Raw genomic sequence first — 17,109 nt, forward strand, 5'->3', positions numbered from 1 at the left:
CGGGCGCGCCGTGCGTAATACGGGCTGAATGCCGTGTTCACATCCGATAAACAGGCCGTCGTTACGGTCGCGCACATGTCGACGGCCATCGAGACACCTGCCAGTGAGATGGTGCGCCTGGCGAACAAGCCGCCCTGGTACCGATCACTGTTCGTCCAGCTTCTGGTGGCGATCATCGCGGGCGTACTTATCGGGTGGCTGTGGCCGGAGGCCGGCGCTGATCTGCGCCCCCTGGCGGACGGTTTCATCAAGCTGATCAAGATGCTGATCGCCCCGATCATCTTCTGCACGGTGGTGCTCGGGATCGCCCATGTCGGCGACCTCAAGTCCGTCGGCAGGATCGGCGTCAAGGCCCTGATCTACTTCGAGGCGGTCACCACATTTGCGCTGGTGTTCGGCCTGCTGGTGGGCAATCTCGCCAAACCGGGAGCGGGATTTCACATCGACGCGGGCACCCTGGCGACGGGGGCCGAGGCCATCGCGAAGAAGACCAACAACGGTGAGCTGCCCCATACCGTCGAGTTCCTGCTCGGCATCATCCCCTCCTCGATCGTGTCGGCCTTCGCCGAGAACGCGCTGCTGCAGGTGCTGTTCTTCGCGGTGCTGTTCGGCCTGGCGCTGGCCAAGTTCGGCGAATCGGGGCCACCGGTGGTCCTCGAGTTCATCGACCACCTCAGCCACATCTTCTTCACCATCATCGGGTGGATCATGCGGCTGGCGCCGCTGGGAGCGCTCGGCGCGATGGCCTACATCGTGGGTCAATACGGCATCGGCTCGCTGGGCAGCTACGGCAAGCTCATCGCGGCCTGTTACGCGGCGGCGCTGCTGTTCATCGGAGTCCTGGCGGTGATCGCGCGGATTTTCGCGGGAGTGAATCTCTGGAAATTCGTCGTCTACATCAAGGACGAGCTCTTCCTGGCGCTCGGAACCGCATCCACCGAAGTGGTGCTGCCGCGCATCATGACCAAGCTCAATCACGCAGGCTGCTCCAAGACGACCACCGGCCTGGTCATTCCCACCGGGTACTCCTTCAATCTCGATGGGGCCACCCTGTACCTGTCGATCTGTGTGCTGTTCCTCGCGCAGGCCCTCGGGGTCGACCTGACCCTCGGAGAACAGATCACCGCCGTGCTGGTGCTGATGCTGACGTCCAAAGGCATGGCCGGCGTGCCGGGTTCATCGTTCCTGGCGCTCTCGGCGACCGTCGCGGCGATTGGCCACGGCGCCATCCCGGTGGCCGCCGTGGCGCTACTGCTGGGCGCTGACCGGATCATGGACTCGATGCGCGTGTCGGTGAATCTGCTGGGTAACTGCGTGGCGACCATGGTGGTGGCCAACTGGGAAGGCCAACTCGACAAGGACCGCATGCGCGCGGTTCTTGCCGGTGAACAGGTCGCCGACGAGCCCGAGGAGGAATCCTCAGCTGCACACGCCTGAGCGCCGCCGCAGCGAGTCTGCGAGCATGGGACCCGTGTCAGCGGCTTCTACGTCCCACCCACCAGAGGCCGATGGTCCCGACTGGCTGGCTCCCATCGCAGCGCTGGTGGCCGGTCTGGACGCCGAGCTGGCGTCTGCCTACCCCGATGGCCGCAGCGAACCGCAACCGATCCACACCGCGTACGTCAGCGCGGCGCTGGCCGGCGTGCAGACCCCTGCGCAGTGGGGTGAATCCGCGCTCGAACTCCTCGGGCGCCACGAAGAAGTGCTCGCGGCACTCGACACACAGGGCGTCCTGCCCCGCGTCTCGGAACGGCTTGCCGCCTCCCCCATCCAGGATCTGCGGGTGGACTTCGAGGACGGTTACGGCTGGCGCGAAGACGGCACCGAGGACGCGGACGCACGCAAGGCGGGACGCACCTTGCGCTCACTGTCGATCGAGGCCAATCCTCCTGCGGTACTGGGCATCCGGATCAAGGGTCTGACCTCGCAACACCTGCGGCGCAGCGTACGCACATTGGAACTGGTGCTGGACGGCGCGTCGGGCGTGCCGCGTGGATTCGTCACCACCATCCCGAAATTCCGCGCGCTGGCTCAGGTCGAGGCGGCCCTGCGTTTGTTCGACGAACTCGAGCGGGTACACGGATTACCGCATGGTTCACTGCGTTTCGAGCTTCAGATCGAAAGCCCGCAAGCAGTGCTGGGCGCCGACGGCACCGCCACCCTGGCCAAGGCCATCCATCTTGGGCAGGGGCGCCTCACCGCATTGCATTACGGAACCTATGACTACAGCGCGGCATGCGGGATCGCCGCCGAGCATCAGTCGCTGGAGCATCCCGTGGCCGATCACGCCAAGGCCGTAATGCTCGCCGCCGCCGCGCAGACCGGGGTGTGGGTATGCGACGGCTCCACCCAGGTGATCCCCGACGGCACCCTCGAACAGCAGGCGGCGGCACTCACCAGACATCACCGGCTGGTCACCCGCGCCCTCGAACGCGGCTACTGGCAGGGCTGGGACATGCACCCGGGACATCTGATCACCCGCTGGCTGGCGACCTACGGCTTCCACCGGCGCGCGCTCGCGGTGGCCGGCCCGCGCATCGTCGCCTACCTGCAACGGCAGGGCGGCGGTGTCATCGACGAACCGGCGACGGCGCAGGCCTTGGCCGCCGGGGTTCTGCGCGGTCTGGACTGCGGCGCCTACTCCCCCGACGACGTCGTCGCCATCGCGCCCGGATGCGACCGGGCGGTACTGGACCAACTCGTGCAACGCACCACAACAGGAGATACCGACCAGCAATGACCGGCAATACACCCACCGGGCTGCCAGATTTCACGATGCTGCCCGATCTGGCGCTGCGGCCGCTCGGCGGCGCGGTGATCTGGGCCAACGACGACCTCTTCGCCGAGAAAGAGAACCTGATCAAGCCCGGGCCCGCCGACTACCGGCCCGCGACCTTCGGGCACAAGGGACAGGTGTACGACGGATGGGAGACCCGCCGCCGGCGCGACCCCGCGGGCGAGCCCGGCCACGACTCCGCCATCGTCCGGCTGGGCGTCCCCGGTGTGATCGCGGGCATCGTCGTCGACACCGCATGGTTCAAGGGCAACTACCCGCCGGAGATATCGGTCGATGCCGCCCAGATCGAGGGGTACCCGCCCGCCGACGATATCGCGCGGAATACTCACTGGCACAGCATTATCGGGCGCACCAAGGTCTACGGAGACAGCCGCAACGTCTTCGACGTCCACTCCACACAACGGTGGACACATGTGCGGTTGACCATGCACCCAGACGGCGGAGTCGCCCGATTGCGCGTGCATGGCCATGGCCGGCCCGACCCGCGATTCCTTGACGCCGGGCAGTTCGACCTGGCCGCCATCGAGAACGGCGGTCTGGTGACCGATTGCTCCAACCGCTTCTACAGCTCACCGCAGAATCTGTTGTTCCCCGGCGTTGCCCGGGTGATGGGCGACGGATGGGAAACCGCACGCCGCCGCGACGATGCCAACGACTGGGTGCAGGTGCGGCTCGCCGGCGAAGGGGTACTGCGCCTGGCTGAGATCGACACCTCGTATTTCGTGGGCAACAGTCCCGGTGCGGCGGGGCTGCAAGGCCGGACCGCCCAAGGTGACTGGATTCCGCTGCTGCCACGCACCCCACTACAGCCCGACACCCGGCACCGTTTCCTGCTGGAGAACCAGCAGCCCGTCACCGACGTGCGGCTGGACATCTACCCCGACGGTGGGCTGGCGCGCCTGCGCCTCTTCGGTGACCTCACGGCGGCAGGACGGGCCTCTCTCGAAGACCGTTGACGGTCGCGCCTCGTGCGTCCCGGGGTGGCGCCAATAGACTCCTTCGACGTGACCGAACGAGAGAAGACGGATTCCGCACCCACCAAGGACGCGGGGGCCGCCCTCGACGTGGAGGGCTCAGGTGTCCAACCCCCGGTGTCCGACCGGATACGCAGGGCTTTCTGGTGGCTGGAGCGCTTCGCACCGGCCATCGGATCCCGCTGGGCGGTCGAGCTGTGGTGCACCCCGCCGGTCATCGAATCGAGTCTGCGCATGCCGCCCGGTGTGCCCCCCGGCGAACCGCTGGAGGCCCACTGGGACGGGCACCGTATTGCGGGTGAGTCATGGGGCGAGGGGCCGACGGTCTACCTGGTCCACGGCTGGGGCGGGCAGCGCACGCACCTCGGGATCTTCATCAAGCCTCTGCTGCAGGCCGGTTACCGCGTCATCGCCTTCGACCTGCCCAGCCATAGCGAGTCCGCTGGGGGCGCGCTCGCACCGGGGCGCACCACGCTCATCGAGTGCGCACACGCGGTGGCGGCCGTCATCAAGGAGCACGGGCCCGCCCACGCGGTGGTCGCCCATTCCCTGGGGGCCAACGCGACCACCTTCGCGGCCTCCTATGGCGCATCGGTGGGCCGCTTGGTGTACCTGGCACCGATGGGCGATTTCCCCCTTTACTTGGACCTCTTCGCCGCACGCCACGGCTTCGGCAAGCGGATACGCGCCGGACTGCAGCGCCAGCTCGAGCGCCGCATCGAGATGACACTGCCCGAAACCGAGTTGGTTCGCGTCGCGGCGGCCGCTGGGCATCCGCCGCTGCTGCTGATCCACGACCCCGACGACCCAGACACGCCGTACGCATCGAGCGAGCGGCTGGCGCAGTCATGGCCCGGTGCACGTTTCATGGCGACGAAGGGACTCGGGCGCCTGGCGCACTTCCGGATCCTGCGGCACCGCCCCGCGATCAACGCCGGTCTCGAATTCATCGGCCCCGCGACTGAACAGCAACCAGCCGACGCCTAGAGCATCCCGAGCAGCTCCATATCGGTGACGTACTTGACGATGTTCGGCGCCCCGACCTGAGGAATGTCTCTCTCGGAGCCAATCTTGGCTTCCTGCACAGCGGCACGGAACCGATCGGCTGGGGCGAATGAACCTGTGGTCGGCACGATCGGACTGACCCGCTCGGGATCCTGCACCAGCGTCAGATACATCTGCAGCACCGAGTTTCGCCGGTGCTTCTCGGGCAGTGCGTGCAAGCCTGTCCCGAACCGCTGCAACCAGTCCTGGAAATCGTCGACACGCTCGATGGGGTACCCCGCCTCGATCAACCAGTCGACATACTCGTCGAGACCGATGCCGTCATCATGCGGGTTCATCACGTGATAGGTCTGGAATCCGTCAACCACCTGAACACCCAAGGTGGTGATGGCCTCGGCAACGAATTCCACGGGTAGCCCGTCGAAGTGCGCACGCCTCCGATTGCCTTCAGCGTCAAGGCGATAGAACGACTTGGGCGCCAGGCCGGTGGTCACGATGCTCAGGATCATCTTGCTGAACACATCCGACGAGTTCAGCTGACCCGCATAGGTGGTGTCGGCCAGGATCATGTCGCAGCGGAACACCCCGATCGGCAGTCCACACAGATCATGGGCTTCTCGCAGCAGCACCTCGCCGGCCCACTTACTGCTGCCGTAGCCATTGGCGTACGTGTCCTTGATGACACGCGTGGCACAGATGTCACGGATATCGGCGTCCTCGGTGAAGGCCACCTTTTTGACCGGATCACCCACATTGGCCGTCGACACGAAGGTGAACATCTTCAGCTTCGTGGTGAGGGCCAACCGGATCAGCTCTGCGGTACCGGCCACGTTGGGCCCGAACAACTCGCCATAGGACAGCGCGCCACTGACGACGGCCGCCGAATCGACGATCACGTCAACGCTATCGGCCAGTCGCTGCCAGGTCTGCTCGGTCAAACCGAGGTCTGCTTCACCCTTGTCACCGGCGATGACCTCCAAATGGTCTTCGGCCAGTTCATGGAAGTGCCGCAACAGTTCCGGGTCGCCGCTGTCGAAGATCTGTTCCAGGCGGCGGCGGGCCTCCTCATCGGATGAGGCCCGTACCAAGCAGATCAGCTTGCCGTCGAGCAATTCCAGCTTTTCGAGCCATTGCAGCACCAGGTAGCGACCGAGGAAGCCCGTCGCCCCGGTCAGCAGGACGGTGCGCGCCTCCCCGCTGGGCTTCGGCAATATCGTTGCGGTGCTGAGGGTTTTCGCGTCGATGAACTTGTCCAGCGTCAGGTCCGCGGCACGCACCTCAGCACCGTCAGAGCCGTGCACGGCCACATAGCGCGGGTCACTGGCATGCTTGTCCAGTTGTCCGCTCAGGCTGCTCACCGTGGGGGTGTCGAAGAGCGCGCGCACCGTCAGGTGGGTGTTCATCGACTTGTTGATGGCGGCGATCAGGCGCATGGCCGACAGGGAGTCTCCGCCCAAATCGAAGAACGAGTCGTCGACGCCCACCCGTTCCAGACCGAGCACGTCGGCATACAGGCCGGCCAGGGCTTCCTCGACCGGATTGGACGGGGCCCGGTACTGGGTTTCCTGATACTGCGGCTCCGGCAGCGCACGGGTGTCGAGCTTTCCGTTGACCGTCAACGGCAAAGCGTCGATGACCACAATCGCCGCGGGGACCATGTAGGCCGGTATACGTTCGGCCAGTGCGGCTCGTGCCTGGGCCGGCTCGACGGTCCCGGTGACGTATCCGACGAGTCGCTTATCGCCCGGGCGGTCCTCACGCACGATCACCACTGCCTGCTCGATGCCCTCGAGATCGGCTAGCGCGGTCTGGATCTCGCCGAGCTCGATGCGATAACCGCGGATCTTCACCTGATCATCGGCACGCCCCATGTAGTGCAGTTGCCCGTCGGTACCCCATCGCACCAAATCCCCGGTGCGATACATACGCAGTCCTTCTTGGCCCGCGAATGGGCATGCCACAAAACGCGATGCGGTTAGCCCGGACCGGTGCAGATACCCGGCCCCCAGCCCGTGGCCCGCGATATACAGCTCCCCGACCACCCCTATCGGAACCCGTCGCATCGAGGTGTCCAGCACGAACAGCGCCGCGCCGGCGACCGGCACACCGATCGCCGGTGTGCCGGAGCCAGCGGCCAGGGGCGGACTCACTGTCACGCACAGTGTGGACTCGGTGGGGCCGTAGGCATTGACCATCAACCGTCCGGGCGCCCACCGGTCCACCATCTCCGCAGAGCATGCTTCGGCAGCCACCACCAGGGCCATGCCCTCCAGCGCCTCCGGCGACAGTGCTGCCGCCGCGGACGGCGTTTGGTGCAAGACCGTGACGCGCTCCGTAACCAGGAATTCCTGGAAGTCTTCCGGGACCAACGATTCGGGTACCACCACGAGGCTGCCACCGTGCAGCAGCGGACCCCAGATCTCTTCCACCGAGGCATCAAAGGCATACGAGTACCACTGAGACCACACCTGCCCCGGCCCCGACGGCACACCAAGGTGCTCATACCCCAGGACTTGCGTCACGTTGTGGTGAGTTGTGGCCACGCCCTTGGGGATACCGGTGGTACCCGAGGTGTACACGATGTGCGCGATGTCATCGGGGGCAGGCCCCGCCAGGGCGGTACCGGGCTGGGTGTTCACTGCGGAGTCACTGACATCGATGAGCGGCAGCGTGTACCCGGCCAGACGTGAGCGCAGTGCCGCACTGGTTATCGCAGCGATCGGACGCGCATCGTTGATCATGAATTCGATGCGCGAATCGGGAACTGCCGGAGCGATCGGCAGATACGCCGCCCCGCTCTTGAGTACCGACAGAATCGCGACGATCGCCTCACCACGGCGTTCGGAGAGCAACGCCACGCACTGACCCGGTCCCGCACCGTGCTCAACGAGCAGGTGCGCCAAACGATTCGATTCATCATCGAGCTCGCGGTAGGTCCACGACCGCTGCCCGCATCTCATCGCGATCGCCGCTGGATTGCGGACTACCTGCGCTGCGAACAGTTCCGGTATCGACGTCGGTGTTACCGGAGCAGAGAGCACCGCGCGGTTGCCCAGCTCATCAAGCCGGGCACCTTCGGCGGCATCAAGCACATCCACAGCCGACAACCGCTGCGAAGGATCTGCCGCGACAGCCTCAAGCACCCGCCGCAGCCGTGCCATCAGCGACTGCACACTCTCCACATCGAAGACGTCGGTGCGGAACTCGACCGCACCACCGATCCCGGCGGGTGCGCCGGTGTCGGTGAAACGCTCACCCAGAGAGAACGTCAGGTCCATCCGAGCGGTGTTGGTGTGCACCGGTATCTGCGTGATCCGCAGATCGCCCAGCGCCAATGCCGCGGCATCCTGCCCGGGAAGGTTCTGCCAGGTCAACCCGACCTGAACAAGTGGATGACTACTGCGGGACCGGATGGGGTTGAGCCGCTCCACCAGCACCTCGAAGGGCACGTCCTGGTGTTCGAGCGCACCCAGACTGCGAGCGCGGACCTGTGTCAGCAGATCCGCGAACGTGGGGTCACCGCCGGCATCGACCCGCAGCACCAACGTGTTGACGAAGAAACCGACCAGCTCGTCGAGCGCCGGCTCATCACGCCCGGCGACTGCGAACCCCACCGCCACATCGGAAGTGGCGCCGATCTTGGACAGCAGCACCGCCAGCGCCGCCTGAATCACCATGAAGCTGGTCGCTCCATGCGCACGTGCCAATGCACGCACTCCCTGCTGCAGCTCTTCCGGCCAGTCCAGATCCACACTGGCGCCGCGGTAATCGGCGACGGCTGGGTAGGGCCGGTCGGTGGGCAGCGAGAGATGTTCAGGCATCCCGGCCAGCGCATCCTGCCAATAGGCGACCTGGGTGGCGATGGCGCTCCCGCTGTCTTCGAGATCGCCCAGCTGATCCCGTTGCCACAGCGTGTAATCGGCATACTGCACCGGCAGCGGCGCCCAGTCGGGTGCATGTCCCCCGCACCGGCTGGCATAGGCCACGGTCAGATCGCGCATGAGCGGGGCCACCGACCAGCCGTCGGCGGCGATGTGATGCACCGTGGCCACCAGCACGTGCTCGTCGTCGGACACCGCGAAAAGCTGTGCATACAGCGGTATCTCGGCCGCGAGATCGAACGTGTGACGCGCCACGGCGCCGATCGCGTCATCCAGCTGCGCGGGCAGCCATGCGCTGGCGTCGACCACATCCCAGCCGAATTCCACGCTCGCGGGTGGCAGCACCTGCTGGTACGGCACGCCCTCTTCATCGCGGAACACGGTGCGCAGCGATTCGTGGCGGCTCACTACATCGGACAACGCCGCACCCAATGCGTCCAAGTCCAGCTGCCCGCTCAGCCGCAGCGCGACCGCCATGTTGTACACCGGTGAAGCACCGTGCAATTGGTCAAGGAACCACAACCGCCGCTGCGAGAACGACAGCGGAACGACCGCGGGACGCGGTACCGACACCAACGGCGCGCGGCCGCTCGATTCGGTGCGCAGGCCCGGAGCCAGCTGGGCGATCGTGGGGGTGTCGAAAAGAGCACGCACGGTCAGGTGCGTGTTCATCGACTTGTTGATGGCCGCGATCAAACGCATCGCCGACAGGGAGTCCCCGCCCAGATCGAAGAACGAATCGTCGACGCCCACGCGTACCAGACCGAGCACCTGCGCATAGATATCGGCCAGGATCTCCTCGACCGCGTTGGACGGGGCCCGGCATTGGGTTTCCTGATACTGCGGCTCCGGGAGGGCGCGGGTGTCGAGTTTTCCATTGACCGTCAACGGCAAAGCGTCTACCGCCACGATCGCGGCCGGCACCATGTACGGCGGCAGGCGCTCACCCAGCACCACACGCGCGCCGGCGGTATCGACCAGTCCGGCTACCGACTCAGTGACGTAACCGACCAAACGCTTATCGCCCGGCCGATCCTCGCGCACGATCACCACCGCCTGGTCGACACCTACGACGTCGGCAAGTGCCGCCTGGATCTCGCCGAGTTCGATGCGATAGCCGCGGATCTTGACCTGCGCATCAGCGCGGCCCAGGTACTGCAGGTTTCCATCGGCACGCCACCGCACCAAATCGCCAGTGCGGTACATACGCTGGCCCGGGCCGCCGAAGGGGCACGCCACAAACCGCGAGGCTGTCAACGACGAGCGGCTCACATAACCGAGTCCAAGGCCGAGCCCCGAGACATACAACTCGCCGACCACACCGACCGGCACCGGTCGCAGCCAGGCATCGAGCACAAACAGTGCGGCTCCGGGCACCGGGCCACCGATCGTCGGCGTCCCAGAACCCGCGGCCAACGGCTTGCTGACCGTCACGCACATCGTGGTCTCGGTAGGCCCGTAGGCGTTCGTCATCACTCGCCCTGGTGCCCAACGATCCACCAGCTCGGCCGAACATGCCTCGGCGGCCACCACCAGTGCCACCGAATCGAGTGCCTCCACGGACAGTGCCGACACCGCCGACGGGGTCTGGTGCAGCACGGTGACATGTTCGTCAATCAGCAAGGCCTGGAACTCATCCGGACCGATCGACTCCGGTATGACCAGTAGCCGCGAACCGTGGAACAGCGCACCCCAGATCTCTTCCACCGAGGCATCAAAGGCGTACGAGTACCACTGAGACCACACCTGCCCCGGCCCCGAGGGCAAACCGACGTGCAACGACTCCAACAACTGCGTGACGTTGTGGTGAGTTGTCGCTACTCCCTTGGGAATACCCGTAGTGCCCGAGGTGTAGATGACATGCGCGACGTCGTCAGAGGCGGGCGACGGCAGCGATGCATCGGACTGTTCGCCGATCACCGGGTCATCGACGTCGACGACCACGACATTCTGCGCCGCGAACCGGCTCGCCAATTCGGCAGTGGTGACCACGGCCACCGGCCCCGCATCGCCGATCACGAAATCGATCCGGGCATCGGGCACCGCCGGGTCAATCGGCACGTATGCCGCCCCGGTCTTGAGCACCGCCAAGATTGCGATGATGCCCTGCGCCGAGCGCGGGAACATCACCGCAACGCACCGGCCTGGGCCAGCACCTAAGCCAATCAGATAGTGCGCCAGCCGATTCGAATCCCGATCAACCTCATCGTACGTCCACGACCGGCCTCTGCAGGTCAGCGCGGCCGCATCGGAGGTCCGCGCCACCTGTCCCGCGAACAACGCCGGAATCGACGTCCCCGTCGCCGGGCGGAGCAGCACTGCCCGGTTGCCCATCGCGTCCAGACGTTCACGCTCGTCGGCTCCCAGCACGTCCACCGCGGACAGTCTCTGCGATGGATCGGCGGCCATTGCCGCCAAGACGAGTTCGAGTCGGCGAACCAAGACCTCGGCGCTCTCGGCATCGAACACTTCGGTGTCATGTTCGATGGTCAGCGCCAGTTCCCGACCGGGTGTCACCTGTAGTGCCAGCGGGTAGTGGGTGGCTTCCCGGCTGGAGAACCCCGCGATGGCCAATTCGCCTGTCCCCATGATCGTCTCGAATGCCGCCGGGTCGATCGGGTAGTTCTCGTAGACGAACAAGGTGTCGAAGAGCTGGTCCTGCCCGGTGACGCGGTGAATCTCGGGAAGCGCGACGTGTTGGTGGTCCAGGGTGCGATTGGACAGGCTCTGCAGCTGCTCCAGCAGCCCGGCGGTGGTGGTGGTCGCGGTAATGCGTGCGCGCACCGGGACCGTGTTGATCAACAGGCCCACCATCGATTCCGCGCCTGCCACCTCGGCAGGACGGCCGGAGACGGCGGCCCCGAATGCCACGTCGTGCTGGCCGGTCAACCAGACCAGCAGCTGCGCCCAGCCTGCCTGCAGGACGGTGTTGACGGTGGTGTGATGTGTGCGTGCAAGGTCGGTCAGTGCGCGCGTGGCCGGCTCGGACAGTCGCAGTGCTTGAGTCTCGCGGCGCCCCGATCCCAGCTTGTGCGACGGGCCCACCAGCGCGGGCGTCTCGAACCCGGCCAGCGCGTCCTGCCAAGCGGCGAGTGCGGCGTCATGATCCTGTTCGGTCAGCCATGTCACGAACCTGCGGAACGGGACGGCCGGCGGCAGCGCGTGCCCGCCCAGAGTCGCGAAGACCTCTTGCAACAGGATGGGCAACGACCAACCGTCGAGCACACTGTGGTGGCTGGTGAGCACAAAGCGGTGTTGGTCGTGTCCGATCCGGATCAACGCCACCCGGAACAGGGGCGGGCTGGTCAGATCGCAGACCGCTGCGCGTTCGGCCGCACACACCTGATCGATCTGGTCGTCGATATCGATCCCGCCAAGTTCTATGTACTGCCAAGGGGTTTCAGGATCGGCGGGGATGATCTGCACCGGCGGATCGAACTGTGGGTGGAAGCGGGCCGCGAGGTTGGGATGTCGGGCGATGACCGTATCCACCGCATCGCGCAGCCCCTGCGCATCGAGCGCACCCGCAAGAGTGAGGTCCAGTTGCACCGCATACACATCATCGCTGTTGGCATGGGCGGTGGCATGGAAGAGCAGCCCCTGCTGCAGCGGCGTCAGCGGCAGCACGTCGGCAACTCGGTGCTGGCGCTCCAGCTCGTCGATCTGATGTTGAGTGAGGGATGCGGGCAGGATATCCGTCGGCGTCAATCCCCCTCCGCCGCAACGCACATGTGCGCAGATACCTGTCAGCGCCTCGATCCAGAGCTGGCTCAATCGGCCGATCTGCGCATCGTCCATCGAGGACGCCCAGATCCAGTTGGCCTGCAGACGAGGCTCGGTGCCGGTGCCCGTTTCCCAAACACCCGCGTTCAGGGTCACGGTATGAGCCAATGCCAGCGGCACAGCAGCGGTCACCGCGGCCGCAGCGACGGCGTCGGGGCTCGGCAGCCACAGCTCGCCGCCCTGATCGCCGGCACCGCCCAGCCGCCCCAGGTAGTTGAACCCGATAACCGGTTCTGCCCCAGCGAGATCCACGTCGGGGTTCAGGTATCGCAGCAGACCGTAGGTGATGCCGTCGGGCAGCGCACGCAGTTGCTCCTTGGCTGCCTTGATCACCGCACCCAGCGCGGCATCGCCGGCGCTCACCTGCGCCCAGTCCAGCCTGCCGAGGCTCAGGGCCACCGGGTATTTACTGGTGAACCACCCGACCGTGCGCGACAGATCGACCCGTGCGGCCACACTGGGATCCAGGTCCTCCTGGCGCCCATGGCCTTCCACGTCGATACCGACCGGCGCACCGGTGTTACCCGTCAGCTGCGCGACTGCCAGACCGAACGCGATCAACAAGATGTCGCCCACCCCGGCGTGGAACGCCGCAGGGGCCTCACCCAGCAAGATGCGGGTGGTATCGGCGTCCACAGACACCGACATCGTGTGGGCGGTCGCGTAGGTATCAACCTCCGGCTGCACGGCAGGCAGCAGCGCAGGGGTCGTCTGCACCCTCGTCCACGCCTCGGCATGTCCAGCCACCTCGGTGGTGCGCGCGTGCCGATCGATCAGCGCCGCCCACCGGGCGAAGGACGTGCCAGTCGACGGTAGAGCCACCGGTTGCCCGGCGTGATGCTGAGCCCAACCGATATTGATGTCTTCCAGCAGGATTCGCCAAGACACTCCGTCCACGGCGAGGTGGTGCACAACCAATGCCAGCTGCGCTGTGGAGCGCACCCACAGTGCGCTCAGCATCGTCCCGGTGGCCGGGTTCAGCCGGTCTCGGGCCTGCAACAATGCCTCGTCGGACAAGGCGTCCACGCAACGCAGGCAGTCGCGCGCGTCCACCGCCCCCGCCTCGGGGACTGTCAATGACCACCCATCCGCACCGGTGTCCTCGGCACGCAGCCGCAACATCGCGTGGTGGTCCAGTAGCGCTTGCAGCACCACCGTCACATCGGCTTCGGTCACCGCGGCCGGGACCGACACGACCATTGTCTGATTGAAGTGGCCGGTTTCACCCTGCACGCCCTGCAGCCATCGCAACACCGGCGTCGCGAGCACCTCGCCCACCCCGTCATCGGCCGCATCCTCATCGCCGGTGACCAGGGTGGCCACGCGGGCCAGCCGTGCCACGGTCTGCTCGACGAACACATCGCGCGGTCGGCACAGCACCCCGGCAGCTCGTGCACGCGACACCACCTGCATCGACATGATGCTGTCTCCGCCAAGGTCGAAGAACGAATCGTCCACGCCGACCCGCGGGAGCCCGAGGACCTGTGCATAGATGGCAGCGAGCGTCTGCTCTACCTCGTCTGATGGTGCTCGGTACGCGCCGGCCGTGAGCTCAGGCGCTGGGAGTGCCCGGATGTCGAGCTTGCCGTTGGGGGTGAGCGGAAGCGCATCCAGGACAATGATCGCGGACGGAATCATGTAGGCAGGCAACCGATCACCGAGCGCCGCGCGGGCCTGGGCGGGATCGATGGCGCCGGTGACGTAGCCCACCAGGCGCCGATCGCCGGGACGGTCCTGGCGAACGGTGACCACGGCCTGCTCCACGCCGTCTACATCGGCGAGTACTGCTTGTACTTCGCCGAGTTCGATGCGGTTACCGCGGATCTTGACCTGCTCGTCCGCCCGGCCCATGTACTGCAACGCGCCATCGGCGTTCCAGCGCACCAGGTCCCCCGTGCGATACATCCGCTGCCCGGTCAGACCGTACGGGTTGGCCACGAACCGTTCCGCCGTCAACACCGCGCGGCCCATATAGCCGGATGCGAGTGCCGGACCGGCTAGATACAGCTCGCCCACCACGCCGATGGGCGCCGCGTTCAGCCCCGCGTCCAGCACCAGGGTTTGCATGCCCGGAATCGGGGCACCGATACCCACCGGCTGCCCGGCTGTCGTCGGTGCAGAGGTTGCCCAGATGGTCGCCTCGCTGGGGCCGTACGCGTTGATCAACCGCCGATCCGGTGCCCACGCGTCCACCAGCTCACGCGGGCAGTCCTCACCCGCGGTGACCACCGTACGTACCGCCGACAACCGCGTCCGGTCCAGCGATGACAACACCGTCGGGGTCAACACCGCGGCGGTGACGTGCTGAGTCTGTAAAAACTCAGTCAAGGCGTCTGCGGCGTAGACGTCACGCGGTGCCACCACCAGCGCTGCACCCGCACTCACTGCCCACACCATCTCGAAGACCGAGGCGTCGAATGTCGGCGAGGCCACCATCAGCACCCGCGCATCGCCGCCCAGTTTCAGCAGATCACGTTGTGCTGCAGCAACTCCCGGCAACCCCGCGTGACCAACGGCCACGCCCTTGGGGGTACCGGTGGAGCCCGATGTGAAAATTACGTATGCGGTGTTCTCGGCCCGCAGCGCCGCTGACCGATCGGCATCGGTGATGGGTTCGGACGACTGCCCGGACACGTCGTAGCCATCGATACGCAGCACGGGGCGCGCGCCAGCCCTGGAAACCTCTTCGGTGCCACGGGTCACAACGCACACCGCTGCCACCGAATCCAGCACCGTGGCGATCCGCTCGACCGGATGAGCGCCGTCCACCGGCACGTATACGCCGCCGGCCTTGGCCACGGCCCACCACGCCACCACCAGCTCGGCGCAGCGATCCATCGCCACACCCACCGCACGTTCCGGGCCGACCCCGTTCTCGATCAACACCCGCGCCCACCGCGTCGACCATTCATCGAGTTCGCGGTAGGTCAGCTCCCGGGCGCCGTCGACCACGGCCACTGCATCCGGCCTGCTGGCTGCTGCCGCGGCCAGCAATTGCGGCGCCACCCCAACCTGCGCCTGCGCTCCCGCACCGGACCACTGTGACAGCACCAGATCGTGCTCCCGCTGGTCCAGCAGCGGCAGCTCACTCACCACCACCGTGGGGTCGGCACCCAGCAGACGCCCCAGGAGTGATTCCAAACGGGTTATGTGCCTGTCGATCTCGGCGGTCGTGTACCTGTCGGGGTTCCACGCGAACTGGATGCGTGAGGTGCCACCACCCGGTCGCGGATAGATGTTGATCGCGATGTCTTGGACCGGGAAGGTGGTCAGCACATTGACCACCGCCTCCGACGGCCCGAAGAAGAACACATCCGCGAAATCGAAGACGTTGATGACCTGGCCGAACTCGATGTTGGTGTCGCGGCGACCCGCATCGGCCACCAGCTCCGGCCAGCGCCGGAACTGTTGGTGCCGCAACGCGCCCACGACGGCTTTGGCGACCTGGCCGTCGAGCGCTCCGATGGTGTCCGCGGCATCGACGGTGACGGACAACGGCACCAGGTTGGACACCATGCCACCGCATCTTTTCAGCGCCGCCGTCGTGCGCCCCGATACCGGCAGCGACAGCGAAACATTCTGGCGTCCGGTTGTTTTCGCGATGAAAGTGGCCAGCGTTGCGATGACTCTGGCTACCTCGATCTGGCCAAGTCCGTTCTGCGACAACAGCTCGTCGCAAACCAAATCGCGCACCTGGGGGTGGCGCGGCGTGACCACACGTTCCATGCCCGCAAGGTCGGCCGTCTCCACGGGCTCGGCCAAGACCTTCTTCCAGTACTCGAAATCTGCATCGCTGCGCGCGGACTGCTGATACTTCTGGTCGGCGTCGCGAATCACGGAGAACTCCGAGAAATCGACATCGGTCTGCGGTGCGACCGATCCCGAGTACACATCTGCGATATGCCTCAGCAGATTGTTGGTGGCGTACCCATCCAGGAGAACGTGATGGGTACGCATGTAGAAGTACGACAGATCGTCGGCAATCCGCAATAAGGTGAAGTGCGTGAGCCGTTCACTGAGTAAGTCGATGGGCCGGCGGTATTCCTCGTCCATCCAACGACGAGCGGCAGCGGCAGCATCGGGCTCGGCTCGCAGATCGATGCAATGCATGGTCTGCGGGAACGAACGGTCCACCACAAAGACCGGTTCACCGTCCTCAAGGGCCAGCCGCGCACAGGGAGTGCCGAATCGCGCGGCCATCGATTCGCAGGCGACCATGAGCCTTTCGGCGTCTACGTCATGGTTGATCGTGACAAATCCCGCGAAGTTGTAGGGAACCTCGGGCCGCAGTTGTTGGGCAACCCATATCGACCGTTGCGCGGCTGTCAGGGGTCCGAGAACTTCTGTCTGCGTTCCGTAATTGAGCATGAGGACGACGAACTCCCTACTTGGGCCTGCAAACTGGCGTCTGAAATGTCAGCGTTGAGATGACTTGTCGCGCTGGGCGGACACGTCCTCTACGCGAGTCGTTGGCGCAGGTCCTTCGGCCGGATATCGGGCCAGTGTTCATCGATGTATTCAAGACATGCCGCGCGGCCCGCGTCGCCGTAGACCACGCGCCAGCCCGCCGGCGCATCGGCGAAGGACGGCCACAGACTGTGCTGCTCCTGGTCGTTGACCAGAACGAGAAAACTGCCATTGTCATCGTCAAAGGGGTTGGTTTGCATCG

The 17,109-nt window shown here is 65.8% G+C and carries 6 protein-coding genes; 4 read left to right on the top strand and 2 right to left on the bottom strand.

Annotated elements, in window-relative coordinates:
* The first annotated feature begins 75 nt into the window (after nucleotides 1–75).
* Genes dctA through RHO23_RS10075 form a run of 4 tightly spaced genes read left to right on the top strand, consistent with a single transcriptional unit; the run spans nucleotide 76 to nucleotide 4,758 of the window.
* Nucleotides 76–1,437 (top strand): C4-dicarboxylate transporter DctA, encoded by a 1,362-nt coding sequence (dctA, locus tag RHO23_RS10060; protein WP_423489019.1) that lies wholly within the window; start codon nucleotides 76–78, stop codon nucleotides 1,435–1,437.
* Between the two features lie 25 nt (nucleotides 1,438–1,462).
* Nucleotides 1,463–2,740: a DUF6986 family protein gene (locus RHO23_RS10065; RefSeq protein WP_423489020.1), complete on the top strand. Its 1,278-nt coding sequence runs from the start codon at nucleotides 1,463–1,465 to the stop codon at nucleotides 2,738–2,740.
* The gene (gene alc / locus RHO23_RS10070) at nucleotides 2,737–3,753 is read left to right on the top strand and encodes an allantoicase (RefSeq protein WP_030093726.1); all 1,017 of its coding nucleotides are present in this window, start codon (nucleotides 2,737–2,739) and stop codon (nucleotides 3,751–3,753) included. Before RHO23_RS10065 ends, alc begins: the two co-directional genes overlap by 4 nt.
* 48 nt (nucleotides 3,754–3,801) lie before the next feature.
* Nucleotides 3,802–4,758, top strand: coding sequence for an alpha/beta fold hydrolase (locus RHO23_RS10075; RefSeq protein ID WP_044104036.1), 957 nt, complete (start codon nucleotides 3,802–3,804; stop codon nucleotides 4,756–4,758).
* Here RHO23_RS10075 and RHO23_RS10080 read toward each other — a convergent pair.
* Together RHO23_RS10080 and RHO23_RS10085 are read right to left on the bottom strand one after the other, a co-directional pair.
* Nucleotides 4,755–16,808, bottom strand: coding sequence for an amino acid adenylation domain-containing protein (locus RHO23_RS10080; RefSeq protein ID WP_423489021.1), 12,054 nt, complete (start codon nucleotides 16,806–16,808; stop codon nucleotides 4,755–4,757). The two genes, RHO23_RS10075 and RHO23_RS10080, sit on opposite strands and share 4 nt — an antisense overlap.
* 89 nt (nucleotides 16,809–16,897) lie before the next feature.
* Complete coding sequence (locus RHO23_RS10085) at nucleotides 16,898–17,107, bottom strand: MbtH family protein (protein ID WP_030093729.1); 210 nt, start codon at nucleotides 17,105–17,107, stop codon at nucleotides 16,898–16,900.
* Nucleotides 17,108–17,109 lie beyond the last annotated feature (2 nt).

The organism is Mycobacteroides sp. PCS013 (assembly GCF_049532645.1).
Classification (GTDB): domain Bacteria; phylum Actinomycetota; class Actinomycetes; order Mycobacteriales; family Mycobacteriaceae; genus Mycobacterium; species Mycobacterium gwanakae.

What these genes read in the sequence shown, in the direction of transcription:
- dctA (WP_423489019.1), top strand. Translation starts at nt 76, where the DNA reads ATGTCGACGGCCATCGAGACACCTGCCAGTGAGATGGTGCGCCTGGCG.
- RHO23_RS10065 (WP_423489020.1), top strand. Translation starts at nt 1,463, where the DNA reads ATGGGACCCGTGTCAGCGGCTTCTACGTCCCACCCACCAGAGGCCGAT.
- alc (WP_030093726.1), top strand. Translation starts at nt 2,737, where the DNA reads ATGACCGGCAATACACCCACCGGGCTGCCAGATTTCACGATGCTGCCC.
- RHO23_RS10080 (WP_423489021.1), bottom strand. Translation starts at nt 16,808, where the DNA reads ATGCTCAATTACGGAACGCAGACAGAAGTTCTCGGACCCCTGACAGCC.
- RHO23_RS10085 (WP_030093729.1), bottom strand. Translation starts at nt 17,107, where the DNA reads ATGCAAACCAACCCCTTTGACGATGACAATGGCAGTTTTCTCGTTCTG.